The sequence below is a fragment of the Streptomyces sp. NPDC005803 genome (assembly GCF_040630435.1).
Classification (GTDB): domain Bacteria; phylum Actinomycetota; class Actinomycetes; order Streptomycetales; family Streptomycetaceae; genus Streptomyces.
This window is the reverse complement of the sequence record NZ_JBEXXO010000002.1, coordinates 349,185-372,877: the sequence shown is the minus strand read 5'-3', so window position 1 is coordinate 372,877 and position 23,693 is coordinate 349,185. Positions and strand designations below refer to the sequence as shown.

The following is a 23,693-nucleotide window of genomic DNA, read 5'->3' as shown; positions in this document are numbered from 1 at the left end:
GACTGCCTCCAACGTGGTCGGTTCTCGGCCCGCCGGGCGCTCGGCCTCGGGCGCGGGCCAGGACGGCACGTCAGCGCGTCACGTCTGCGGCGCTCCGCTCTCCACCAACTGCCCGTCGGCCAGCCTCAGCCACCGGTCCACCCCGATCCGCCGGAGGAAGCGCTCGTCGTGGCTGACGACCACGAACGCCCCCCGGTAGGAGCCCAGCGCGCTCTCCAGCTGGTCGGCGCTGACGAGGTCGAGGTTGTTGGTCGGCTCGTCCAGCAGGAGCAGCTGAGGGGCCGGCTCCGCACACAGGACGCAGGCCAGGGTGGCCCGCAGCCGTTCTCCGCCCGACAGCACACCGACGGGCAGGTGGGCCCGGTCGCCGCGGAAGAGGAAGCGCGCGAGCAGGTTCATCCGCTCCGCCTCCGTACGGTGCGGGGCGAACGCGGCGAAGTTCTCCGCCACCGTGCGGTCGAGGTCGAGCAGATCGAGGCGCTGCGAGAGGTACGCGATCCGGCCGTCGGCCCGCCTGATCTCGCCGCCGTCCAGGGGGAGATCGCCGTTGATCACCCGCAACAGCGTGCTCTTGCCCGCACCGTTGGGCCCGGTGAGCGCGATGCGCTCGGGGCCGCGGATCGTCAGGTCCACGCCCGGGGCGGTGAACTGCTCGCGGTCTCCGTGGCGTACCTGGAGCCGTTCACCGAGCAGCACGGTGCGCCCGGCCGGGACGTCGGTGTCCGGGAGGTCGAGTGTGATGCGCTGTTCGTCGCGCACCGCGCGGCCCGCCTCGTCCAGCCGCGCCTTGGCGTCGCCGACCCGTGCGGCATGCGTCTGACCGGCCCGGCCCGCGGACTCCTGGGCGCCCCGCTTCATGTTCCCGGCGAAGATGCGCGGCAGACCCGCGCTCTTGAGGTTGCGGGCCGCGTTGCTCGCGCGGCGCTCGGCCCGCTCACGGGCCTGCTGCAGCTCCCGCTTCTCCCGCTTCAGCTCCTGTTCGGCGTTGCGGACGTTCTTCTCGGCCACGTCCTGCTCGGCCCGCACGGACTCCTCGTAGGCCGTGAAGTTACCTCCGTACAGGCGCAGTTCATCTGGGTGGAGTTCGGCGATGCGGTCCATGCGGTCGAGCAGCGCGCGGTCGTGGCTGACGAGCAGCAGGGCCCCGTTCCACGCCTCCAGGGTGTCGTGGAGCGTCCGGCGCGCGTCGATGTCCAGGTTGTTGGTCGGCTCGTCGAGCAGGAGCACGTCGGGGCGCTTCAGCAACTGGGCGGCCAGTCCGAGCGACACGACCTGGCCGCCGCTGAGCGTGCCGATGCGGCGGTCGAGGGAGAGGCCCTCCAGCCCGAGCCGGTCCAGTTGGGCGCGGGTGCGCTCCTCGATGTCCCAGTCGTCGCCGATGACCGCGAAGTGGTCCTCGGCGACGTCGCCGGACTCGACGGCGTCCAGGGCGCGGATCACCGCGTCGACGCCCAGGACCTCGGCCACCGACAGGTCGCCGGTCAGCGGCAGGCTCTGCGGGAGGTAGCCGAGTGTGCCGCCCACCGACACGGAGCCGGTGGCGGGACGGAGCTCCCCGGCGATCAGCTTGAGCAGGGTGCTCTTGCCGGACCCGTTCGGTGCGACGAGGCCCGTCCGGCCTGCGCCCACGGTGAAGGACAGGCCGGTGAAGACGGGGGTGTCGTCGGGCCAGGAGAAGGAGAGGTTCGAGCAGATGAGGGAAGCGTCGGACATACGGGAGACCTCGCGTGTGAATCCGGGGTCGGCACGGACTGCCGCCCCGGAGGAGTGGCTGAGAAGGGAACAACGACATGGCCACTGCGGTGGCGCCCCTGGGCGCCCGCGGTGGCCGGTCAGATCCGGGTATCACCCGGAGATGTCGTCGTCGCCTGCCATGTCTGGTCTCCTCGGTACACGCTGAACGGCGTGACGATCTTAGCAAACGAGCGGTGCGGCGTGCGGAGGCGGCCCGCGCCGGAGCGCAGGGGCGGGTGCGCTCCGTGTCTCCCGGCGGGAGTCGCCACGGCTCGGCGGTGCGGACGTCCGGCCGGCCGCGTCACATCGCCGGGACCCGGACGTACCGTTCGGTGATGTGCAGGTCGGCCTCGATGCGCCCGGCCGTCGCACGCAGGCGGGGCAGCACGTCGGTGACGCACTCCTGCAGGGTGCGGCTGCTGCTGTGCATGGCCACGTTGACGGCCGCCACGGCGGTGCCCCGGCGGTCGTGGACGGGGACGGCGACCGAACGCAGTCCCACCTCCAGTTCCTCGTCGACCAACGCGTAACCGTCCGCCCGGGCACGGTCCAGGACGGCCCGGAGCTCGTCGGGGCCGGTGACGGTGTACGGGGTCAGGGCGTGCGGCTCCGTGCGGGCGAGGCGGGCCGCCCGCTCCGCCGGCGGCAGGGCCGCGAGCAGCACGCGGCCCAGGGAGGTCGCGTGCGCGGGAAAGCGCGTGCCGACCGTGATGTTGACGTTCATGATGCGCCGGGTCGCCACGCGGCCGGTGTACTGGACGTCGTCTCCCACGAGGACCGCGAGTGAGGCCGAGTCCTGGACCTGTCCGGTCAGAGCGGCAAGGTGGGGCTGGGCGATCTGGGGCAGCGTCGCGCGGGACAAAGGGGGGTAGCCGAGGGCCAGCACGCGCGGGGTGAGGCGATGGATCCGGCCCTCGGTGACGACGTAACCGAGGTGCTCCAGGGTGATCAGGGCCCGCCGGGCGGTCGCCCTGGCCAGCCCGGTGGCCCGGGCGACATCGGTCAGCGTCAGCGCGTCCCGGCCCTCGCCGAAGGTGGCCAGCACGCTCAGACCGCGGGCGAGCGACTCGTTGAACTCGCGGCCCAGCTCCTGCTTGGACGCGCGGGTCCAGGAGGCCGACGCGGTGGGGGAGTCCGCAGGGGCGGCGGGCGGTGCCTGCCGGAGGTCCTCCTCCATGGCCGCGGCGGCCGCCAGCGCCCTGGGCAGCACGGTGTCGCGCAGGGAGGCCGCGGTGTGCCGGCTGGTGTGGCTCACGACGCTCACGAGGCAGGCCACGTCGCCCTCGGGGGAGTGCACCGGCACGGCCAGGGCGACGAGACCGGGCTCGATCAACTGATCGTCCAGGGCCCAGCCGTCGTGGCGTGCCCGCTCCGCGCGGACGGCGAACTCCTCCTCGTCCGGGGACGGGCGCACGGGCACGGCGGGGAAGGTCAGGCCCTCCGGGTCCGCGGCCCGGCGCTCCCGCCACCGCTGCCACGCCCGTGCGTCCCAGCCGGCGGCCAACAGCGGTCCGGGGGCGGTGCGTTCGGCGGGCAGCAGGTCACCGATGCGGAAGCTCAGCGACATCGCGCGGCGCCGGGTGGCCTGATGGACGAAGCGGATGCCGTCGCCGTCGCCGACCGCGAGGGACACCGACTCGTCGAGCTCGTCGGCCAGCGCGTCGGCGCGCCGGCCGAGCAGCGAGGGAAGACGGAGGGCGGAGAGGCAGGCATTGCCCAGTTCCATCAGGCGCGGGGCGAGCGTGATGTCGCGGCCGTCCACCCGTACGTACTCCATGCGGGCCAGGGTCGCGGTGATCCGGTCGACGGTGGACCGGGCCAGGCCGGTGGCGCGCTCGATGGCGCTGGGACTCATCGTCCCGCCCTCGTCGGTGAGCCGGCGCAGGACCGTGATGCCGCGCATGAGCGGGGCGACGGCTTCGGCCGGCGCCGGCGTCTCGGTCTGCTGAAGCGTGTGGGGCGGTGGCATCGGCTCTCCGTCGTGCGTCGTGGGACCACAGTAATGAACGCCGGCCGCCGAGCGGCGGGCCGCACGGCGGTGGTGGGGCGCCGACCGTTGACAGGGCTCCGGGCGGGCGGCAGACTCCGTGGCAAGAATAGTGAAAGAAACTTCACTATGCGAACACGCATCTCCGCAAACACATACCTACGCGAGCACACGCCTCCGCGCACACGCGTTTACGCGAACACACAACTCTGCGAACACGCTCTTCGAGCAAGTGAGGAACGGTCCCATGGACAAGGTGGTCGCCTCCGCCGCGCTCGCCGTGGCCGACGTGCCGCACGGCGCCTCCGTCGCGGTGGGCGGCTTCGGACTCAGCGGCGTCCCCGACGCACTGATCGCAGCCCTCCACGAACGGGGGACCCGGGACCTGCGGGTCGTGTCCAACAACTGCGGCGCGCAGGACTCCGGGCTCGCGGTCCTGCTGGCCGCCGGCCGGATCAGCCGGGTCACCGGCTCGTACATCGGCGGCAACAAGGAGTTCGGCCGCCAGTACCTGGCCGGCGAGCTGGAGCTCGAACTCATCCCGCAGGGCACCCTCGCCGAGCGCCTGCGCGCCGGCGGAGCGGGCATACCCGCGTTCTACACCCCGGCCGGCGTCGGCACCCTGGTCGCCGACGGCGGGATGCCCTGGCGCTACGACGGGAACGGCGGCGTCGCGATCACCTCGCCGGCCAAGGAAGTACGCGACTTCGACGGCACCCCTCACGTCCTGGAGCGCGGCATCCGCACCGACTTCGCCCTCGTCAGGGCGGCCAGGGGCGACCGGCACGGGAACCTCGTCTTCAACAAGGCGTCCCGCAACTTCAACCCGCTCGCCGCCATGGCGGGCCGCCTCACGATCGCGGAGGTCGAGGAACTGGTCGAGCCCGGCGAGATCGACCCCGACCACGTGCACCTGCCCGGCATCTTCGTGCGGCGCGTGGTCGCGCTGACCCCCGAGCAGGCCGCCGACAAGCGGATCGAGCAGCGCACCGTGACACCACGGCCCCACCCTGACGAGGACGGTCACCGATGAGCTGGAACCGCCAGGAGATGGCCGCCCGCGCGGCCGCCGAACTCCGCGACGGCGAGTACGTCAACCTGGGCATCGGCCTGCCGACGCTGATCCCCAACCACCTGCCCGACGGCGTGCACGTCGTCCTCGAATCGGAGAACGGCATCCTGGGCACCGGCCCCTTCCCGTACGACGAGGACGTCGATCCCGACCTCATCAACGCCGGCAAGGAGACGGTCACCGTCCTGCCCGGGGCCTCGTTCTTCGACTCCGCCCTCTCCTTCGGCATGATCCGCGGCGGCCACATCGACACGGCCGTGCTCGGCGCCATGCAGGTGTCCGCCGGCGGCGACCTCGCCAACTGGGCCGTCCCGGGCAAGCTGGTGACCGGCATCGGCGGGGCCATGGACCTCGTCCACGGAGCCCGCCGGGTCATCGTGACGATGACCCACACCGCCAAGGACGGCAGCCCGAAGATCGTCGAGGAATGCACCCTGCCGCTCACCGGCCGGGCCTGTGTCCACCGGATCATCACGGATCTGGCCGTGCTCGACGTGACCCCCGCCGGGCTCGTCCTGGCCGAGACCGCACCGGGTGTCGACGTCGCCGAGGTGCTGGCCCGGACCGCCGCCCCGGTCCGCGTCGCCCGAGGGGCCACGCCGTGAGCCCCGTCCCCGTCGTCCGGGGAAGCACGCTGTGATCCCCGGCCCGTACGCGGTCGCACCGCACCCGGCCGACCGGCGGGCCACCTCCCCCGTACCGGAAAGGAAGCGCTCCCACCCATGACCACCCCATCCGCCCAGGCCGCCCCCCGCCCACCGGACCAGGCCGACGTCACCGCCGAGATCACCGCGGCGCGCCAGGCCTACGCCAAGGCACTCGCCGCGGGCGCACCCGCGCGCGCGCACCCCGCCCGCGACTACGCCCCCTATCGCAGCAGCACCCTGCGGCACCCGAAGCGGCCACTGATCCCCGTGGGCGCCGACCCGGAGGCCGTCGAGCTGTCCGGTCCCGTCTTCGGCGTCACCGACATCACCGAACTCGACCACGACCTGACGCGACAGCATCACGGTGAACCGCTGGGGGAGCGGATCACGGTCACCGGACGCGTCCTCGACCGGGCGGGCCGTCCCGTGCGCGGCCAGCTCGTCGAGATCTGGCAGGCCAACGCATCCGGCCGCTACGCCCACCTGCGCGACCAGCACCCCGCCCCGCTCGACCCGAACTTCACCGGCGTGGGCCGTTGCCTGACCGACGAGCAGGGCACGTACTCCTTCGTCACCGTCAAGCCGGGCGCCTACCCCTGGCGCAACCACACCAACGCCTGGCGCCCCGCACACATCCACTTCTCGCTGTTCGGCGCCGCGTTCACGCAGCGTCTGATCACCCAGATGTACTTCCCGGGCGACCCGCTCTTCGCGTACGACCCGATCCTCCAGTCCGTCACCGACGATGAAGCCCGCGGTCGTCTCGTCGCGGCGTACGACCATGAACTGTCCACCCCCGAGTGGTCGTTGGGCTACCGCTGGGACATCGTTCTGGACGGCCCGTCCGCCACCTGGACCGAGGAGGGCCGCTGATGTCCGCCGCCGTACCCGCCCCCGCCGCTCCGGGGCGACCGCAGCCCACCCCGTCCCAGACCGTCGGGCCCTTCTACGGATACGCCCTGCCGTTCGCGGGCGGCGGCGACATCGCCCCGGCGGACCGGCCCGGCACCGTGGTCCTGCACGGCCATGTCCTCGACGGAGCCGGCGAACCGGTGCCCGACGCCCTCGTCGAGGTGTGGCAGCCCGCACCCGACGGCTCCCGGCGCGGGGCGCCCGGATCCCTGCGCCGCGACCCCGTCACCGGGGCGGTCATCGGCCGCCACGGACTCGGCTTCACCGGCTTCGGCCGGGTGGCGACGGATGCCGACGGGCACTACACCGTGACGACGCTGCCGCCGGGCGGGGCCCCCTACCTCGCGATCGCCCTCTTCGCCCGCGGTCTGACGCACCACCTGCACACCCGCGCCTATCTGCACGACGCCACCGGCCTCGCCGAGGACCGGCTGCTCGCGGGGCTTCCCGAGGAGCGCAGGGCCACGCTCCTCACCACGCCGGAGGACACCGGCATCCACCGATTCGACATCCGTCTGCAGTACGACGGCGTACATGAGGAGACGGTCTTCCTTGACTTCGGCTGACGTGGCGGCGGACGTCGGCCTGCTGGCACCGGTCCGCGCCGGAACGGCGGTCGAGGACGCGACGGGCGACACGGCGTACGTACGCGCCCTGCTCGACGCCGAGACGGCGCTCGTCCGCGCCCAGGAATCCCTGGGCCACGCCCCGGCCGGCGCGGCGGACGCCGTCGCGTCGGCCGCGGCCGACGCGACCCGGTTCGACCCGCGCTCCCTGGCGCTGCGGGCCCGTACGGGCGGCAACCCGGTCATCCCGCTGGCCGCCGACCTGACGGCCGCCGTAGCCGAACGGTCCCCCCGGGCCGCTGCCCACGTCCATCGGGGCGCGACCAGCCAGGACATCCTCGACACCGCCGCCATGCTGGTGGCGTCCGAATCCCTGCGCCTGATCCTGGCCGACCTCGACCGCTCCGCCGCCGCCCTGGCGCTCACCGCCGCCGAGCACCGCGACACACCCATGGCGGGCCGCACCCTCACCCAGCACGCCGTGCCGACGACCTTCGGCCTCAAGGCGGCGGGCTGGCGCGGCCTGGTCCTCGACGCCCGCGACCGGCTGGCGGCGGTACGGGCCGCACTCCCGGCCCAACTGGGCGGCGCGGCCGGTACATTGGCGGCCTTCTCGGCCTTCGCGCAGTCCGGGAACCCGGACGCGGGGCCGTGCGAAGGGTCAGCGAGACAGGCGGGGGACACCGGCCTGAGCCTCGTCGAGGCGTACGCCACCGCGACCGGACTGGCCGCACCCGCACTGCCCTGGCACACCCTGCGCACGCCGGTCGCCGACCTCGGGGGAGCGCTGGCCTTCACCGCCGGAGCACTCGGCAAACTCGCCGCGGACGTCCTCGTCCTCTCCCGCACCGAGATCCGCGAGGTCTCCGAAAGCACCGGCGGAGGATCATCGGCGATGCCGCACAAGACCAATCCGGCCCGCGCCGTCCTGATCGCGGGGGCCGCCCGTCAGGTCCCCGCGCTCGCCGGAATCCTGTACGCGTCACTCGCCGCCGAGGACGAACGCCCGCCCGGCGCGTGGCACGCCGAATGGCAGCCCCTGCGGGAGGCGCTGCGCACGGTGGGGGGAGCCGCCGACGCGGCGGCCACCCTGGTCGAAGGGCTGCGCGTCCACCCCGGGCGCATGCGCGAGAACCTCGACGCGACGGGCGGACTGATCGTCAGCGAACGGCTCCTCGCCGTCCTCTCGGCCAGGATCGGACGGGCCGAGGCCCGCACGGCGGTGACCGAGGGCGCCGCCCGCGCGTCCCGCGAGGGCACGCACCTCCACGAAGCGCTGGCGCAGGACCCCGCACTGGCGGGTGTCGTGCGGCCCGACGAGCTGAGGGCCCTCACCGACCCCTCCGCCTACACCGGATCGGCCGGCCTCCTCGTCGACCGCGCGCTGCGCCGCGGTGAAGAGCGAAGAGGCCCGGACTGAGGCGCACGCGCGACAGCACGATCCCGGCACGCACCGGGTGCCCGGCGGCAGTGCCCCGACCACGCGCTCCCGGAACCCGCTGACAGACACCCCTCACCCATCAACCCCCGCCACCGGCCCCCTCACCACCGGCACCGTCCGGTTCAGGAGCCCCATGACCACCCCGCACTCCTCCGCCGCCCCGGCCGCACGCCTTCTCCACCACCAGGTGGACGGCCCCCTCTCCGGCACACCGCTCCTCCTCGGCCCCTCCCTCGGCACCGCACTGTCCGTCTGGGACGGCCAGACCGCCGCGCTGGCCCGGGACCACCGCGTCGTCCGCTGGGAACTGCCCGGCCACGGCGGCACGCCCGGCGGCCTCCTCCCCGCGGGCAGTGGGATAGCGGAGCTGGCCCGAGAGGTGCTCCGCCTCGCCGACGCCCTCGGCATCGAGCGGTTCGCGTACGCGGGCATCTCCCTGGGCGGCGCGGTCGGGACCTGGCTGGCCGTCCACCACCCCGACCGGATCACCTCGCTCGCACTCGTGTGCTCCTCGGCGCGCTTCGGCGAACCCCGGGCCTGGCACGAGCGCGCCGCCCTCGTACGGGCCGAGGGGACAGGCCCGGTGGCCCGCACGGCCGCGGCCCGCTGGTTCACCGCGGACTTCGCCGACAGCCCCGCGGCCCGTGCCGTCCTGGCGGACCTGCACGACGTCGACCCCCACGCGTACGCGTCGCTGTGCGAAGCCCTCGCCGCATACGACCTGCGCGGCGAACTGGGAGGCATCACCGCCCCCACGCTCGTCGTGGCCGGCCGCGAGGACCCCGCGACCCCGGTCGCCCACGCCCGCGAACTCGCCGACGCCATCCCCGGCGCGACGCTGGTCGAACTTCCCGGCGCCTCGCACCTGGCCAACGTGGAGCGGCCCGCGCCCGTACGGGCCGCGCTGCTGAACCACTTCGCGGCCCTCCCCGACGACGCGTCCCGCCACACCGCCGGTCTGGCCGTACGCCGCGCCGTCCTCGGTGACGCGCACGTCGACCGGGCCGTCGCCAGGACCACGCCCTTCACCGCCGTCTTCCAGGACTTCATCACCCGCTACGCCTGGGGCGAGGTGTGGACCCGGCCGGGTCTCGACCACCGGACCCGCCGCTGCCTCACCCTCACCGCCCTGGTGGCCCGCGGCCACCACGAAGAACTGGCCATGCACCTGCGGGCGGCGCTCGTCAGCGGCGACCTCACCCCCGAGGACGTCCAGGAGGTCCTGCTGCAGGCAGCCGTCTACTGCGGAGTCCCGGCGGCCAACGCCGCGTTCGCGGCGGCGGACCGGATCCTCGCCGAAATCACCCACCCCGCAGAGGAGAAGTAGTCCATGCACACGACCGTAGGGATCATCGGCGGCGGACCGGCGGGACTTCTGCTCGCCCGGCTGCTGCACCGCGCGGGTGTCGACTGCGTGGTCCTGGAGAGCCGCGACCGCGCGTACGTCGAGCGGCGTCAGCGGGCCGGCATCCTCGAACAGCCCACCGTCGACGCGCTCCGCGAGGCCGGCGCCGCCCAGCGCCTCGACGCCGAGGGTTTGGTGCACGACGGCATCGAGCTGCGCTGGGACGGCCGCGCCCACCGGATCGACTTCCCCTCGCTCACCGGCGGCCGCCGGGTGTGGGTCTACGCCCAGACCGAAGTCGTCAAGGACCTCATAGCCCTGCACCTGGCCGAGGGCGCGCCGCTGCTCTTCGGCGCGCACGTCACCTCGGTCGAGGGCGCCGACACCGGCCGGCCGGCCGTCCACTACACCCACGACGGCCGCGACGAGGTGCTCACCTGCGACTACGTGGTGGGCTGCGACGGCTTCCACGGCGTCGCCCGGACCGCGATCCCGGCCGGGGTGCAGCGCACGTACGACCGCGTGTACCCCTACTCCTGGCTGGGGATCCTGGCCGACGTACCGCCGTCCTGCGACGAACTGATCTACGCCCACTCGCCGCGCGGATTCGCCCTGCACAGCATGCGGTCGCCCGAGGTCAGCCGGCTCTACCTCCAGGTGCCCAACGGCACCGACCCCGCCGACTGGTCCGACGAGCGGATCTGGGACGAACTCGACGCCCGGTTCGCCGTCGACGGGGACTGGAAGCTGCGGCGCGGCTCCATCACGGCGAAGTCCGTTCTGCCGATGCGCAGTTCCGTCACCGAGCCCATGCGGTACGGCCGGGTGCTGCTCGCGGGAGACGCCGCCCACATCGTCCCGCCCACCGGGGCGAAGGGGCTCAACCTGGCGGCGGCCGATGTCGTCGTGCTGGCCCGCGCCCTGGTCCGCCGGCACACGACCGGGTCGCCCGACCTGCTGGACGCCTACTCCGACACCTGCCTGAGCCGGGTGTGGCGGGCCGAGCACTTCTCGTACTTCATGACCACCGCCCTGCACACCGACCCGGAGCAGAGCGCCTTCGACACCCGGCTGCAGATCGCGCGACTGGACAGGATCGCCGCCTCGTCGCACGCCGCCGCAGAACTCGCCCAGAACTACGCGGGCCTGCCCCTGCCATAGGGCCGGGCCCCCAGGAGGATCTCCGTGGATCTCACGGTCCAGCAACTGCGGTACTTCGCCGCCGTGGCACACGAGCTCCATTTCGCCCGTGCCGCGCAGCGCCTGCACATCTCCGCCCCGTCGCTGAGCCAGCAGATCGCCGCGCTGGAGAGGAGGTTCGGCGCACCGCTGTTCCGCCGCGACGCGCGCCACGTCGAACTCACGGAGCTGGGTCGCGAACTGCTGCCGATGGCCCACCGCTCCATCACGGCGCTCGACGAGGTCGTGTCCTGGGCGCAGGAGCGGCGGGCAGGCGGGGCGGTCGTACGCGTCGTCGGGAGCCGCATCGGCTCGGTCCTCCCCGGACCGGATGCGCCAGGCGTTCACCCGCTACCGGAACGTTCCGGCCCCGGGCCAGCGGTGGGAGGGAGCGTGAACGCGCGCACGCGAGCCGACGACCGGGCCGACGCGGAGCAGCGCGGCCGCAGCGCGACCCTCATGCAGACCTACGTCGAGGGCCTCGCCTCGACCTCGCCGCCGGGGCCGACGGCGCCCGCACCGCCCGTGACGGTGCTGCGCGACCTGGTCTTCTCCGAGCCCGCGACCGGAGGCGGACTGAGGCTGGACCTGTACCTGCCCGAGGGCGTGCCCGGTCCGCGTCCCGTCATCGTCTGGCTGCCCGGCGGCGGGTGGCAGCGGGCCGCGCGGGGCATGGGCCCGCATCTGGGACGGCTCTTCGCCCAGCGCGGCTACGCCATGGCGGACGTCGAGTACCGGTCGAGCCGCACGGCGCTCTGGCCTGCCCAACTGCACGATGTGAAAGCCGCCGTGCGCTATCTGCGGTCGGTGGCGCAGCACCGAGGGCTGGACGCGGAACGCGTCGGCGTGTGGGGAAGCTCGGCCGGTGGGCACCTGGCCGCCCTGCTCGCACTGACCGGCGGCGACCCGGCGGGGGAGGGGGACGGCGGCCACGCCGGGTACTCCAGCGAGGTGCAGGCGGTCGTGGACGGTTACGGCCCCACGGACCTCCGCCACATGGACGAGGATCGCCTGCCCGGCGGGGTCGTCAACGACATCGATCCGGCGTCCCCGCCCTGGGGGCTGCTCGGCGGACCGACGACGGACCGTCCGGGACTCGCGGCCCACGCGAGCCCGGTGAGCCATGTCAGCGGGCCGGCGGCGCCCTTCCTCATCCTGCACGGAGACGCGGACCTCCTGGTAGGGCCGAAACAGAGCCGACGGCTGTTCGAGGCCCTGCACGGTGCGGGCAGCGAGGCGACCCTGGTGTCGGTCCACGGCGCCGGACACGGGTTCTTCAACACCGACGCCCTTGAGCGGACGCCGCCCCTGCCCACGACCGTGCACACCACCCGGTGCGGCGAGCGGACCCCGGCCCGGCCGGGGGTGCTCACCTCCGGCCTCGTCGAGCGCTTCTTCGACCATCACCTGCGCCGGCACTTCTCCGACTGAGGGGACGGCTGAAGTGGCCCACTCCCACGGTGCCTGAATGCCCCACACGGGTGAGCCGCTCCTTGCGTAGCGTCAACGCCATGCCGAACCTTCTGCCCCCGGCCGGTCCTCAACGCACGCTCTCCCTGGCCCAGTTGAGCAACTCCGTCGGCGACGGCGCGTACTACGTCACCTCAGCCCTCTACTTCACCCATGTGGTCGGCCTCGCCCCCGGCAGGATGGGGCTCGGCCTCACCGTGGCCTGGGCGGTCGGCTCCGTCGCGGGGGTGTCCCTGGGCCGCATCGCGGACCGCCGGGGCCCCCGGGGGACTGCGGTGCTGCTCGCTCTGACGACGGGCCTCGCCGTCGCGTCCTTCCTCGTCGTACGGGACTTCGCGCTGTTCCTCGCGGCGGCCTGTCTGTACGCCACGGCGCAGTCGGGCCTCGCCGCCGCCCGTCAGGCGCTGCTGGCGGGCCTCGTCGCGACGAAGGAGCGCACCGGTGCGCTCGCCCACCTCCAGTCGACGCTCAACGCGGGGCTCGCCGTGGGCGCCGCGCTCGGCGGCGTCGCCCTGTCGGCCGGGACCACGGCGGCGTACCTGGCGGTCTTCGCCGTCGACGCCGCGAGCTTCCTGCTCTGCGCACTCGTCCTGCTACGTCTGCCGGCCGTCCCGGGGGCGCCCGGGGGCCGGAAGGTGAAACTCGCGGTGCTCCGGGACCGGCCCTACGCCGTCGTCACGCTCCTCAACACCGTGCTGCTCCTGCGCATGCCGCTGCTCAGCGTCGGCCTGCCGCTGTGGATCACCGAGCGGACCGAGGCTCCCGAATGGCTGGTCTCCGCGCTCTTCGTGCTCAACACCGGGGCCGTGATGCTCTTCCAGGTCCGAACCGCGCGCGCTGTGCGCGGCATTCCCACGGCGGTGCGCGCCCTCCGCCGGTCCGGCGCACTCATGGTCCTCACCTGCGTCGTCCTCGCCATGTCGGCGGTGGACTCCCCGTGGGCCGCGGTGGCGGCCCTGGCCGGCGGCTCCGTGCTGCTGGTCGCCGCCGAGATGCTGCACTCGGCCGGCTCCTGGCAGCTCTCCTTCGACCTGGCACCGACGGGGCGCGTCGGTGAGTACCAGGGCTTCTTCGGCACCGGCGTGACCGTCGCGCGCACGCTCGGGCCCCTCGTGCTCACCGGGCTGCTGCTCGGACGGGGCACCGTGGGCTGGCTGCTGCTCGGCGGAACGGTCCTCGCCGCGTCGTACGCACTCGGGCCGGCGGCACGATGGGCGGCGGGGACGCGGCAGGAACCCGCTCCCGCACCGGCCGCCGCGCAGGCTGTCTGAGTCACGGATCCGAGCGGGATGCACCCGCCCTGCGCGACGACGTCAGCGAAGGCCGGTGTGCTCAGGGGCGCGGGCGGTGGCCGAACCGCACCCCCTCCCACGGCACACCGGCCGGAAACGGCTCCGCGCGCCGCTGACCGGACGGGCGTGCGGCCGCCCGGTCGATCCCGGGCTTCGCGTCCTCGATCCGCTCCAGCCAGTCCAGCAGTTCCTCGCGCAGTTCATCGGCGACCTCGCGGTGCGACTCCAGCCCGGCGAGGTTGTCCAGCTCGTACGGGTCGGCCGCCAGGTCGTACAGCTCCGTCTCCGTGTAGCGGTCCGCGCCGGGTTCGTTCCAGGCGTCGGCGCCCGGCGCGTCCACCACGTACTTCCACCGCGAGGTGCGTACCGCGCGCCCCACCCGGTCCTCACTGATCTGGACGAACGCGGAGCCGGGCCGGCCGGGGTCACGGCCCCCGCCGGTGAGCGGGAGCAGGGACCGCCCCTGGACGCCATCGGGCACCGGAAGTCCCGCGGCCGCGAGCAGGGTGGGCATCAGGTCCACCGTGCCGACGGGCCGGCGGACCAGCCCGCCGCCGGTGAAGCCGGGTCCGGTGAGCGCGAGCGGAACACGGACGGACGCCTCATGGGCCGAGCGCTTGTACTCGCTGTTCCGGGTGCGGAAATGGGAACCGTGATCCGCTGTCCAGGCCAGGACCGTGTTCTCCTGCGTCCCGATGCTCCGCAGGGCGTCGCGCAGGCGCCCCACCCCTTCGTCGACGCGCTTGATCTGCCCGAGGTAGCCGGCCAGATGACGGTGCGCACCGCCTTGCGGCGCGCCCGGTGCGAGCGCGGCCAGGTCCGGTGGCAGCCAGGCGCCCTCGTAGCGCTCGCGGTAGCCCGCCGGAGCGGGGTAGTCGTCGGTCGGGTTCTGGTGGTGCGGCTCCAGCAGGGAGAGGAACAGCAGGTACGGCCGGTCGTGGTGGTCGGCCACGAAACGGATCGCCGCGTCGACCAGGGCGTCCGAGCGGTAGCCCGGCAGGCGGACAGCGGCCCCCTCCTCGTCGTGCACCACCGTGCGGTACGCGTCCGAGGTGAACTCGAGCCGGTCCGAGGCGAGCCACCGTTCGTAACCGCCCCGGCGGCCGGGCTCCACCGGGCCGTCCGGCTGGTCCTCACCCGCCAGGTGCCACTTGCCGATGTACCCCGTCGCATAGCCGGCCGCGGCGAACTCCCCGGCCAGCGTGGGCACGTCCCGTGGAAGGGGCAGACCGTTGCGGAAGACGCCCGTGGCGGTCGGGAAGCGGCCGGTCTGCAGAGCCGAACGGGCCGGTGCGCAGACCGGATTGGAGGTGATCGCGTGCTCGAACAGGGTGCCCTCGCGGGCGATCCGGTCGAACTCCGGGGTTACCCCCGCCCGGTTGCCGTGCACGCCGGCCGTGTCCCAGCGCTGCTGGTCGGTGAGGACCACGATCACCTGCGGGGGCGCCCCGGCGGGCGACGCGGTGGCGCCGCCCGCCGGGACAGAGGCCTCACCGTACGGGATGGACCCGCTCATGCGCCCGCGGTCTCCGCGACCGAGGCCGTCGAGGCGCCGGAAGCGATACCGAAGGACGGGTCGGGTACCGCCTCGGGGCTGATGAGCGTGGAGGAGCGGCCGTCGGTGCCGACCGGCACGTCGCCGTCGATGGTGACGCGGCGCAGCTTGCGCTCGTGGGTGTCGGAGTCGTCCACGCCGTAGTGCTGGGTGGCGCGGTTGTCCCAGATGGCGACGTCGCCCACCTGCCAGTTCCAGCGGACCGTGTTCTCCGGGCGCTCGATGTGGGACTGGAACAGGTCGACCAGGGCCCGGGAGTCGCGGCCGGTCAGACCGCTGATCCGCTGGACGAAGTTGCCGAGGAGCAGCACCCGTTCGCCGGTCTCGGGGTGGACGCGGACCACCGGGTGTTCGGTGAGGAACTTCGTCGAGGTGAAGACCTCCTGGTACTTGGCGAGCGCCTCCGGGCGGGCGTTCGGCCGCACGGCGACGTAGTCGTAGTCGTTGGAGTGGACGGCCCGCAGGCTGTCGGCCAGGACGCGGAGCTGCTCGGGCAGTTCGGCGTACGCGGCGGCGGTGTTGGACCACAGGGTGTTGCCGCCGTACGGCGGGATGACGACGGCGCGCAGGATGGAGAAGGCCGGGTAGGCGGGGACGAACGTGACGTCGGTGTGCCACTGGTTGGCCCGGCCGCCGTGGTCGGAGTCGATGCCGAGCGAGTAACGGCCGTCGGCGGACGGAACGGTCGGGTGGGCGACCGGCGTGCCGAGCAGCCGCCCGAACGCCTCGTGACTGTCCTCGTCCAGATGGTCCTGGCCCCGGAAGAAGACGACCTTGTGGGCCAGCAACGCGGCCCGGACGGCCGCGACGGTCTCGGGGGCGAGGTCCCCGCCGAGGCGGACCCCGGAGATGACGGCGCCGATGCGACCGCCGAGCTTCTGGACGGTAACGGCGGGAGCGGGCGCGGTGGTGGTGGAAGTCATGGCAGATCCCTTTCGAAGGACAGGCTGGTGCGCCGGCCGATCGTGGTGCGGTCGACGCCCTGATTAATTTGGGAGCGGAAGTAATAGAGGTGTGGCGTGGCCACCGAGGGACGGGGTGCCGTCCGTAAGCGGAGGTGGGGGTGGAGAGCCGTCCGAAGGTGTGGTCGGAGAGCTGTGCGAAGTGCCGGGCGGGGGGAGCCGGGTCAGGCGGTGGGACAGGGGCCCGGACACGCGGGCGGCATCGCGGTGCGGCCGGCGCGGGCGGGCCGCGCATCGGTGACGGCCGTCGCGAACATGTCCCGGAGACTCGCAGCGCCCCGCCGCGTACGTCAAGCGCGCTCATGTACCCCGAAGGGTGCCGGGCAGTGGTTCAATCGGCGCCTGCGCGGGGCTCGCGTTGTCTCCGGGGCGGGGCGTCCGAACCGCCTCTGAACTGCGGGTTCTCCTGCCGGCCCCGGAGGCCGGCCATCCCGCCCCGGCGCCGGGTGCGAACCCGGGGACGAATTCATGCCGCCGTAACGTTGCGACCGCCCGCAGATCGCAGAAAACCTGAGGAAGGACCCATGACAGCTGCCCCCCACGTGTTCCGGGCGACCGGTGACGGCCGGCGCGAGGCCAACGCCGCCACGGTGCTGCGCACCGTTCTCGACCACGGACCGGTAGCCCGCCGGACGATCGCCGATCGCTCGGGGCTGAGCCCGGCGGCGGTGTCCCGCCAGTGCACCGACCTCCTAGGGCTCGGCCTGATCAGGGAGTTGCCGCAGCTGGTGGCCGGCAGCGGAGTCGGCAGACCCCAGATCCCGGTCGATCTGCACACCGGGGAGAGCGGCGGGCCGGTCGCGGCGGGGGTCCACATCGGTGTACCCGGTTCGACGTTCGGCCTGCTGGACCTGCGCGGAAGGCTGCTGGCGCGTCGCGCCCTTCCGCACGACGGCATAGCGCCCGGGGACCTGTCGCTCCGGATCGTCCAGGGACTGCGCGCGTTCCTCGACGACGTCGCTCGCGGACGGCGCCTGCTGGGTGTGGGCGCGGCCCTCGGAGGCTGGGTGGACCCGGCCACGGGGACCGCCGTGCGCCATGACGCGCTCGGCTGGCACCAGCGGCCCCTCGCCGCCGAACTCGCCCGTGGCCTGGGCGGACTCGACGTGCGGATCGACAACCACGCCAGGGCCGTCGCCCAGTCCGAGATCCTCTTCGGCCGGCCCGCCGCACGCCGGAGCCTGGTCCACCTCTTCATCGGCAACGTGGTCGACGCCGCCCTCGGCATCGCCGGCGTGGTCCACCAGGGGCCGGGGTCCGGAGCCGGCGACGTGGCCCACCTGCCCGTCCCGGACTCCACGGCCACCTGCCCCTGCGGACGGTCCGGCTGCCTGGAGGCGACCGCTTCGAACACGGCCGTCGCACAGACCGCCGTGCGCCGCGGGATCGTGCCCGAGCCGGACGCCTTCCTGGTGGTGGACGCCGCGGCGGCCGGGGACCGGCGCGCGGACCGGCTGCTGCGAGAGCGGGCCCGTGCGGTCGGCCGCGCGACGGCCCTGCTCCTGGACGTCCTCAACCCGGACCTGGTCGTGGTCACGGAGCACTCCAGTCTGGTCAATCCGGACTACCTGGAGGAGATCCGGGGAGCGGCGGTGGACCACTCCCACGTCTGCGGGGACCCCGAACGGATCGTCAGCCCACATGCCGGGACGGCCGTCACCCCCGTCGCCGCGGGCACCATCCTGCTGAACCCGCTGTTCAGGAGCCCGCTGACGGCGTCACGGAGCTAGCACCTCTCCCGGGGCAGACGGAGGCTCCGTACCAGGATCCGGACAGACCGGGTTGACCGTCCGGCGACGCCACTGTCATATTGCTCCCGTGAACCCGGACATGCGCCTCATCTCCCGCAGGCACGTCGACCTCTGTCGACAGGCCAGCGCGGTCTGTGCCGTTCGCGACTGACCGGACCGTTTCTTCCACGGGCCCGTCCCGGGTGTCCGCGACGCCTCGCTGACACCTCACCGGTGCGACGACGTCCCGGCCGGAGCCGATTTCATATAGCCCCGCGCCGCGTCACCACCTGATGCGCCGCGCCCGGCGCGTTCCGGCTCGGATCAACTTCCTCACGCACCGCCGGTACTGATTCCGTACGTCCTGAGCGCCCTCGAACCGTGCCTTCCCCGGGCCGGCCAACCTCGGCTCCCTATTTCTCCCGCAGCGGAACGAATGCGTCGGCGCATCCGGCCGCTCCCTTCCTTCACCGTCCCTCACCGTCACAGGCAGGCTTCGATGACCGAGCTGTACTCCCACACGCCCTCCGGACCCTCCCGGCGCTCGACACTGCGCGCCGCGGGAGGCGGCACCCTGCTTCTCGGACTGGGCCTGGCGGGCTGCCGCTCGGCGGTGTCGGACGCCTCGTCCGCTCCGCAGGGCGCGAGCGCCGCGCCCCAGCGCGGAGGTGTCCTCAACGTCGCGGTCAACAGCGACTTCACGCCCGCCCTCCTGTTCTCCCAGAGCGGGCAGTCCCTCCAGCACCGGCTGATCTACAACACCCTGACCCGCTACGACGACCGGCTCAGGCCGAAGCCGGAGCTCGCCCGCTCCTGGACGTACGCCGAGGACGGACGCAGCATCACGCTGCGGCTGCGCGACGACGTGAGCTTCCACAGCGGCCGCGCGTTCACCGCGGACGATGTGATCTTCGCCGTGAAGAACCTTCAGAACCCGGTGCGCGCGGCCCAGTTGCGCGCCACGGCCGCCACGGTCACCGGATTCGAGAAGCGCGGCGACCACGAACTGGTGCTGAAACTGGCGCATCCGGTGAACAACCTCTTCGACCTGTTCGAGTTCATGATCATCGCCGATTCGGAGACGGTCGAGGACGCCGTCGTCGGGAAGAGGCTCATCGGCACCGGCCCGTTCAAGCTGACGAAGTGGAGCCCCGGCGCCGGCCTGAGCCTCGCCAGGAACGACGCGTACTGGCAGCCGGGCCGCCCCTACCTCGACGGTGTCGAACTGCGCGTCATACCCCAGGCCGACGCGCTGATCTCGTCACTGCGCTCCGGCCAGTCCCAGCTCTCGTTCAACGTGCCCGGCAAGAGCCTCGGTGTCGTCAAAAGCGATCCGCACCTCACCATCAGCGACTACGACACGGGCGGAGGCGCCGTCTACCTCGGGGTCAACACCACCGTCGCCCCGCTGGACGACAAGACCGTACGCCAGGCGCTCGCCTGGGCCGTCGACCGCGACCGACTGCTCGCCCAGACACTCGGCGGCTACGGCCTCGCCTCCGCCGCCCCCTGGCCCAAGTCCTCACCCGCCTTCACCGAGGCGCACCGCACCCACTACACCCACAACCCGGCGAAGGCCCGGGAGCTGCTGAGGTCCGCCGGGCACAGCAAGCTCGAACTACCGCTCCTGCACCTTGCGTTGCCCAGCGAGACGGCGATCGCCGAATCCCTGCAGTACGACCTCGAGCAGGTCGGCGTCCGCGTCACACTCCAGCCCACCGACCCGGCGACCGGGCAGAAGAAGCTGATCTCCCAGGACATGCCGGCGCTGTGGACCATGGGGCACGGCTTCGCCCAGGTCCAGCCCTCCACCCTCGCCGTGAGCGCCTATCCGTTCAACGAGGCGACGAACACCTCCAAGTACCGCTCGGCCGAGTACACCGAGGTCGTGCGCGAGGCCTGGACCCAGCGCGAGACGAGCGCGGCGGCGGTCAACGCCCAGCACGAGAAGATCTCCTCCCTCCTGCTCGACGAGGCGTTCCTCATCGACCTCGTCGTGCGGGGACAGGTGCAGGTCGCCGCCGACCGGCTGCGCGGCGTCACCCTGAACAAGTTCTCCTACCTCAACCTCGACAACGCCTACCTGGTGTGACATGCGCGGCTATCTGATCCGCCGGCTGCCGTCGGCCCTCCTCGTCCTGCTTGCCGCCTCCTTCCTGATCTTCACCATCCTGCGCCTCGTCCCCGGCGACCCCGCCACCACCCTCGCAGGCCCCGACGCGGACGCGGCGACCGTCGCCGCGATCCGGGACCGGCTCGGCCTCGACGCACCCCTGCTCTCCCAGTACGCCCACTGGACCGGGTCCCTGCTGACGGGCGACCTCGGACCCTCGTACGCGATCGGCGGACAGACCGCCGACCTCATCGGGGACGGGCTCGGCGCCACCACCGAACTCACCGTGGCGGCCCTGCTGTTCGTCGTCCTCCTCGGTACGGCCTTCGGTGTGCTCGGGGCCACTTCCCCGAGCCGCTGGATCCGCACCGTGGTCCGGGTGACGACGACGGCCGCCCTGGCCGTGCCGCCCTTCGTCAGCGGGGTCCTGCTTGTGCTGCTGTTCGCCGTCATCCTCGGCGTGCTGCCCCCGGGCGGCCGGGTCGCCTTCCTCGCCGCGCCCGACCTCGCCGCGCAGTACCTGCTGCTGCCCGCACTCTGCCTGGCCCTGCCCAGCGCCGCCGTCCTCGGCCGCTACCTCAAGGACGGCATCGAACGAGGACTCGCCGAGGACTACATCCGCACCGCGACCGCCGCCGGGGTGACACCGCGCCGGCTCCTGTGGCGCCACGCCCTGCCGAACGCCCTCCCGCCCGTCGTCACCCTGCTGGGCATGCAGGTGGGGCACCTGCTCGGCGGAGCCGTGCTCGTCGAGGCGATCTTCGCCTGGCCGGGCCTCGGACAGCTCGCCGAACAGGGCCTCCAACGCCGGGACTACCCGGTCGTCCAGGACCTCCTGCTGCTCCTGGTCGCCGTCTTCGTCCTCGTCCAGCTGCTCACGGACCTCGTGTACGCCTGGCTCGACCCCCGGATCAGGTGGGAGTAACGCCCATGACCTCGACAACCGATCTCCTCACCGCCGGACCGCCCCCGGCCGCCGCCAAGGGGCGCGGCACGCACCGCAGCCGCCACCCCTACCGCAGAGCACTGTCCACCGTGCGCGCCCGCACGGGCCTCGTCCTCGTCGGCGCGGTGATCCTCGCCGGGCTGCTCGCACCGCTCCTGGCCGGCCACGGGCCCACCGAGCAGAGCGGCCAGAGCCTCGCCGCCCTCGGCACGCCGGGGCATCCGCTGGGCACCGACGACCTGGGCCGGGACCTGCTCAGCCGCGTTCTGTACGGCATCCGGACCGACCTCGGCATCATCTCGCTCGCCGTACCCCTCGGCGCGGCCCTCGGCTGCCTGTTCGCCCTCGTCGCTGCCGCGCACCCGGTGGCCGACACCGTCGTCCAACGGGTCTTCGACCTCCTTCTCGCGTTCCCGGGCCTGATCCTCGCGCTCGCGATCACCGCGATCCTGGGCCCCGGCCGCACTCCCGTCGTCCTCGTCATCGCACTCGCGGAAATCCCGGCGTTCGGCCGGCTGCTGCGCGGCGGCATCCTGGTCCAGCGTGAGCGGGAGTACGTCACCGCCGCCCGGGTCGGCGGCAGTTCCGGCCGCCGGGTCCTGGTCCGGCACATCCTGCCCAACGCCGTCGATCCGCTCATCGTCCAGATCGCCGTCTCCCTGACCGTCGCCGTGTTCATCGAGGGCGCGATGAGCTTCCTCGGCGTCGGCGTACGGCCGCCGGAACCCACCCTCGGAGCCGTACTGAGCCAGTCCATGCCCTATCTCGCCCAGGCCCCGAACTTCGCCGCGGGGCCCCTGATCACCGTGACCGCGCTCGTCCTCGGACTCTCGCTCATCGCCGAGGCGCTCAACCGGGAGATACGCCGATGACCGCCCAGGAACTGCTGCAGGTCCGCGACCTCGGCGTCGAGTTCACCACCCCCGACGGCTCGGCACTCCGAGCCGTACGCGGAGTCTCGTTCACCCTGAACCGGGGCGAGACGCTCGCGGTCGTCGGCGAGTCGGGTTCCGGGAAGTCCACCACCGCTCTCGCCCTGACCCGGATGCTGCCGGGCACCGGCCGTATCACCACCGGTACGGTCCGCCTGGACGGCCAGGACCTGGCCGCCGCCGGCGAGGAGGAGCTGCGCGCGGTGCGCGGCGCCCGCATCGGCATGATCTTCCAGGACCCGATGACGGCGCTGAACCCCGTCCTGACGGCCGGCCGCCACATCGAAGAGGTGCTGCGCGCGCACGGCGACCGGGACAAGGCCGCCCGCAGGACCCGCGCCGTCGAACTCCTGGACCGGGTCGGCATCCCTGAACCGCACCGGCGCGCCGATGACCACCCGCACCAGTTCTCCGGCGGCCAGCGTCAGCGCATCCTCATCGCCATGGCCCTCGCCGGTGAACCCGACATCCTCCTCGCCGACGAACCGACGACCGCGCTCGACGCCACCGTCCAGGACCAGATCCTCACCCTGCTCGCCGACCTCAACCGGGAGACCGGAACCGCCCTGGTCCTCATCACCCACAACATGGGCGTCGTCGCCCGCGCCTGCGCACGCGTCCTCGTCATGTACGGCGGAACGGTCGTCGAGGACGGACCCACCGCCGAGGTGCTCACCCGGCCCCGCCACCCGTACACCGCCGGGCTCCTCGCCGCCGTTCCCCGCCTGTCCACCCCGTCGGGCACCCGGCTCACCGGCATCCCCGGCAGCCCGCCCGACCTCACCCTGCTCGGCGACGGCTGCGCCTTCGCCGACCGCTGCACGCTCGTCGAGAGCCGCTGCCGCACCGCGACACCCCCGCTCACCCGGACCGCGGACGGCGTGCACGTGGCCTGCCTGCCCGCCGCCGCGCGCACCGAGCCCCTGCCCGCCCCCGCCCCGCCCTCCCGCATCGACCGCCCCGCCCCCGGCGCCGTCGTCCTGGAGGCCGAGGCGCTGCGCAAGACGTACCGGGGACGCGGTGCCCGACGCCACGCGGTCCCCGCGCTCGACGGCGTGTCGCTGACCCTGGCGGCAGGGGAGACCCTCGGCATCGTCGGCGAGTCCGGCTCCGGAAAGTCCACCCTGGCCCGGGTGCTGGCCCACGCCCACCCCTGCGACGGCGGCAGCATCCGGCTGCGCGGCGAGGACGTCACCCGACCCACCAGGCGGGCCCTGCACACGGTGCGCCGCCAGGTCCAGATGGTGTTCCAGGACCCGTACGCCTCACTCAACCCCCGCATGACGGTCGGCGAGATCGTCGCCGAACCCCTGATCGCCTTCGGCCTGGGCGACCGGGGCCGGCGCAGGGAGCGGGTGGCGGAACTGCTGAACCTGGCCGGTCTGGATCCGGCCGTGGCCGACCGGCATCCGCGCTCCTTCTCCGGCGGCCAGCGCCAGCGCGTCGGCATCGCGCGGGCGCTCGCCCCCGATCCCTCCGTCCTCATCTGCGACGAACCCGTCTCCGCGCTCGACGTGTCCGTCCAGGCGCAGATCGTCGGCCTGCTCACCGACCTCCAGCGCGACCTCGGCCTCGCCCTGGTCTTCATCGCCCACGACCTGGCGGTCGTCCGCCAGGTCAGCCATCGCATCGCGGTCATGCACCAGGGCCGGATCGTGGAGACCGGCAGCGCGGACGAGGTCTGCGAGCACCCTCGCGACCCGTACACCCGCGCCCTGCTGGCGGCGGCGCCCGAACCCGTACCCCGTGCCGCCCCCGCCGTCCGTACGCAGAGGACGGGAGTACCCGCGTGACCACCTGCTGCGCCCCG

19 protein-coding genes are annotated in these 23,693 nt (G+C 73.3%); 15 read left to right on the top strand and 4 right to left on the bottom strand.

The window, feature by feature from the left end:
• Positions 1-78: 78 nt before the first annotated feature.
• On the bottom strand, positions 79-1,713 hold the full coding sequence (gene abc-f, locus ABZ454_RS04350) for a ribosomal protection-like ABC-F family protein (protein WP_359536010.1): 1,635 nt from the start codon (positions 1,711-1,713) through the stop codon (positions 79-81).
• A gap of 322 nt (positions 1,714-2,035) precedes the next feature.
• Positions 2,036-3,703, bottom strand: coding sequence for an IclR family transcriptional regulator C-terminal domain-containing protein (locus tag ABZ454_RS04345; RefSeq protein ID WP_359536009.1), 1,668 nt, complete (start codon positions 3,701-3,703; stop codon positions 2,036-2,038).
• Between the two features lie 265 nt (positions 3,704-3,968).
• Here ABZ454_RS04345 and ABZ454_RS04340 point away from each other — a divergent pair, with 265 nt between their 5' ends.
• The 9 genes from ABZ454_RS04340 (at position 3,969) to ABZ454_RS04300 (ending at position 13,624) form a co-directional block, all read left to right on the top strand.
• Positions 3,969-4,754, top strand: a complete 786-nt coding sequence (locus ABZ454_RS04340) for a CoA transferase subunit A (protein WP_356324153.1) — start codon at positions 3,969-3,971, stop codon at positions 4,752-4,754.
• Complete coding sequence (locus ABZ454_RS04335) at positions 4,751-5,398, top strand: CoA transferase subunit B (protein ID WP_356324151.1); 648 nt, start codon at positions 4,751-4,753, stop codon at positions 5,396-5,398. The genes ABZ454_RS04340 and ABZ454_RS04335 overlap by 4 nt, the downstream gene beginning before the upstream one ends.
• 117 nt (positions 5,399-5,515) lie before the next feature.
• Positions 5,516-6,313: a protocatechuate 3,4-dioxygenase subunit beta gene (gene pcaH, locus ABZ454_RS04330; protein ID WP_359536008.1), complete on the top strand. Its 798-nt coding sequence runs from the start codon at positions 5,516-5,518 to the stop codon at positions 6,311-6,313.
• Positions 6,313-6,918: a protocatechuate 3,4-dioxygenase subunit alpha gene (gene pcaG / locus ABZ454_RS04325; RefSeq protein WP_356324147.1), complete on the top strand. Its 606-nt coding sequence runs from the start codon at positions 6,313-6,315 to the stop codon at positions 6,916-6,918. Before pcaH ends, pcaG begins: the two co-directional genes overlap by 1 nt.
• On the top strand, positions 6,905-8,338 hold the full coding sequence (pcaB, locus tag ABZ454_RS04320) for a 3-carboxy-cis,cis-muconate cycloisomerase (protein ID WP_359536007.1): 1,434 nt from the start codon (positions 6,905-6,907) through the stop codon (positions 8,336-8,338). The genes pcaG and pcaB overlap by 14 nt, the downstream gene beginning before the upstream one ends.
• Positions 8,339-8,492: 154 nt before the next feature.
• Positions 8,493-9,686, top strand: coding sequence for a 4-carboxymuconolactone decarboxylase (gene pcaC / locus ABZ454_RS04315; RefSeq protein ID WP_359536006.1), 1,194 nt, complete (start codon positions 8,493-8,495; stop codon positions 9,684-9,686).
• Positions 9,687-9,689: 3 nt separating this feature from the next.
• On the top strand, positions 9,690-10,865 hold the full coding sequence (locus tag ABZ454_RS04310; RefSeq protein WP_359536005.1) for a 4-hydroxybenzoate 3-monooxygenase: 1,176 nt from the start codon (positions 9,690-9,692) through the stop codon (positions 10,863-10,865).
• A gap of 24 nt (positions 10,866-10,889) precedes the next feature.
• On the top strand, positions 10,890-12,314 hold the full coding sequence (locus ABZ454_RS04305; protein ID WP_359536004.1) for a LysR family transcriptional regulator: 1,425 nt from the start codon (positions 10,890-10,892) through the stop codon (positions 12,312-12,314).
• An 80-nt stretch (positions 12,315-12,394) separates the two neighbouring features.
• Positions 12,395-13,624, top strand: a complete 1,230-nt coding sequence (locus tag ABZ454_RS04300; protein WP_359536003.1) for an MFS transporter — start codon at positions 12,395-12,397, stop codon at positions 13,622-13,624.
• Between the two features lie 61 nt (positions 13,625-13,685).
• Here ABZ454_RS04300 and ABZ454_RS04295 read toward each other — a convergent pair whose 3' ends face one another.
• Positions 13,686-15,161 carry a sulfatase-like hydrolase/transferase gene (locus ABZ454_RS04295; RefSeq protein ID WP_359536002.1) on the bottom strand — a complete coding sequence of 492 codons (1,476 nt, stop codon included), beginning with the start codon at positions 15,159-15,161 and terminating at the stop codon, positions 13,686-13,688.
• Complete coding sequence (locus ABZ454_RS04290) at positions 15,158-16,123, bottom strand: TauD/TfdA family dioxygenase (RefSeq protein WP_359536001.1); 966 nt, start codon at positions 16,121-16,123, stop codon at positions 15,158-15,160. The genes ABZ454_RS04295 and ABZ454_RS04290 overlap by 4 nt, the downstream gene beginning before the upstream one ends.
• Positions 16,124-16,686: 563 nt before the next feature.
• On the opposite strand from ABZ454_RS04290, the gene ABZ454_RS04285 reads away from it, so the two are divergent.
• From ABZ454_RS04285 to ABZ454_RS04260, 6 genes are all read left to right on the top strand, one after another.
• Positions 16,687-17,892: an ROK family transcriptional regulator gene (locus ABZ454_RS04285; RefSeq protein WP_359536000.1), complete on the top strand. Its 1,206-nt coding sequence runs from the start codon at positions 16,687-16,689 to the stop codon at positions 17,890-17,892.
• Positions 17,893-17,992: 100 nt separating this feature from the next.
• Positions 17,993-18,064, top strand: coding sequence for a putative leader peptide (locus ABZ454_RS04280; protein ID WP_356316515.1), 72 nt, complete (start codon positions 17,993-17,995; stop codon positions 18,062-18,064).
• Positions 18,065-18,391: 327 nt separating this feature from the next.
• Entirely contained in the window at positions 18,392-19,984 is a 1,593-nt protein-coding gene (locus tag ABZ454_RS04275) for an ABC transporter substrate-binding protein (RefSeq protein ID WP_359535999.1), read from the top strand.
• Between the two features lies 1 nt (position 19,985).
• Positions 19,986-20,930, top strand: a complete 945-nt coding sequence (locus ABZ454_RS04270) for an ABC transporter permease (RefSeq protein ID WP_356316297.1) — start codon at positions 19,986-19,988, stop codon at positions 20,928-20,930.
• A gap of 5 nt (positions 20,931-20,935) precedes the next feature.
• Positions 20,936-21,823, top strand: a complete 888-nt coding sequence (locus ABZ454_RS04265) for an ABC transporter permease (RefSeq protein ID WP_359535998.1) — start codon at positions 20,936-20,938, stop codon at positions 21,821-21,823.
• Positions 21,820-23,676, top strand: coding sequence for an ABC transporter ATP-binding protein (locus tag ABZ454_RS04260; RefSeq protein WP_356316301.1), 1,857 nt, complete (start codon positions 21,820-21,822; stop codon positions 23,674-23,676). The genes ABZ454_RS04265 and ABZ454_RS04260 overlap by 4 nt, the downstream gene beginning before the upstream one ends.
• Positions 23,677-23,693: the final 17 nt, after the last annotated feature.

Excerpts from the sequence above, each read along its gene's own strand:
- ABZ454_RS04295 (WP_359536002.1), bottom strand. The coding sequence starts at position 15,161 with ATGAGCGGGTCCATCCCGTACGGTGAGGCCTCTGTCCCGGCGGGCGGC.
- ABZ454_RS04300 (WP_359536003.1), top strand. The coding sequence starts at position 12,395 with ATGCCGAACCTTCTGCCCCCGGCCGGTCCTCAACGCACGCTCTCCCTG.
- ABZ454_RS04290 (WP_359536001.1), bottom strand. The coding sequence starts at position 16,123 with ATGACTTCCACCACCACCGCGCCCGCTCCCGCCGTTACCGTCCAGAAG.
- ABZ454_RS04260 (WP_356316301.1), top strand. The coding sequence starts at position 21,820 with ATGACCGCCCAGGAACTGCTGCAGGTCCGCGACCTCGGCGTCGAGTTC.
- ABZ454_RS04335 (WP_356324151.1), top strand. The coding sequence starts at position 4,751 with ATGAGCTGGAACCGCCAGGAGATGGCCGCCCGCGCGGCCGCCGAACTC.
- ABZ454_RS04340 (WP_356324153.1), top strand. The coding sequence starts at position 3,969 with ATGGACAAGGTGGTCGCCTCCGCCGCGCTCGCCGTGGCCGACGTGCCG.
- pcaH (WP_359536008.1), top strand. The coding sequence starts at position 5,516 with ATGACCACCCCATCCGCCCAGGCCGCCCCCCGCCCACCGGACCAGGCC.
- pcaG (WP_356324147.1), top strand. The coding sequence starts at position 6,313 with ATGTCCGCCGCCGTACCCGCCCCCGCCGCTCCGGGGCGACCGCAGCCC.
- ABZ454_RS04275 (WP_359535999.1), top strand. The coding sequence starts at position 18,392 with ATGACCGAGCTGTACTCCCACACGCCCTCCGGACCCTCCCGGCGCTCG.
- ABZ454_RS04285 (WP_359536000.1), top strand. The coding sequence starts at position 16,687 with ATGACAGCTGCCCCCCACGTGTTCCGGGCGACCGGTGACGGCCGGCGC.
- pcaC (WP_359536006.1), top strand. The coding sequence starts at position 8,493 with ATGACCACCCCGCACTCCTCCGCCGCCCCGGCCGCACGCCTTCTCCAC.
- ABZ454_RS04270 (WP_356316297.1), top strand. The coding sequence starts at position 19,986 with ATGCGCGGCTATCTGATCCGCCGGCTGCCGTCGGCCCTCCTCGTCCTG.
- abc-f (WP_359536010.1), bottom strand. The coding sequence starts at position 1,713 with ATGTCCGACGCTTCCCTCATCTGCTCGAACCTCTCCTTCTCCTGGCCC.
- ABZ454_RS04310 (WP_359536005.1), top strand. The coding sequence starts at position 9,690 with ATGCACACGACCGTAGGGATCATCGGCGGCGGACCGGCGGGACTTCTG.
- ABZ454_RS04345 (WP_359536009.1), bottom strand. The coding sequence starts at position 3,703 with ATGCCACCGCCCCACACGCTTCAGCAGACCGAGACGCCGGCGCCGGCC.
- ABZ454_RS04265 (WP_359535998.1), top strand. The coding sequence starts at position 20,936 with ATGACCTCGACAACCGATCTCCTCACCGCCGGACCGCCCCCGGCCGCC.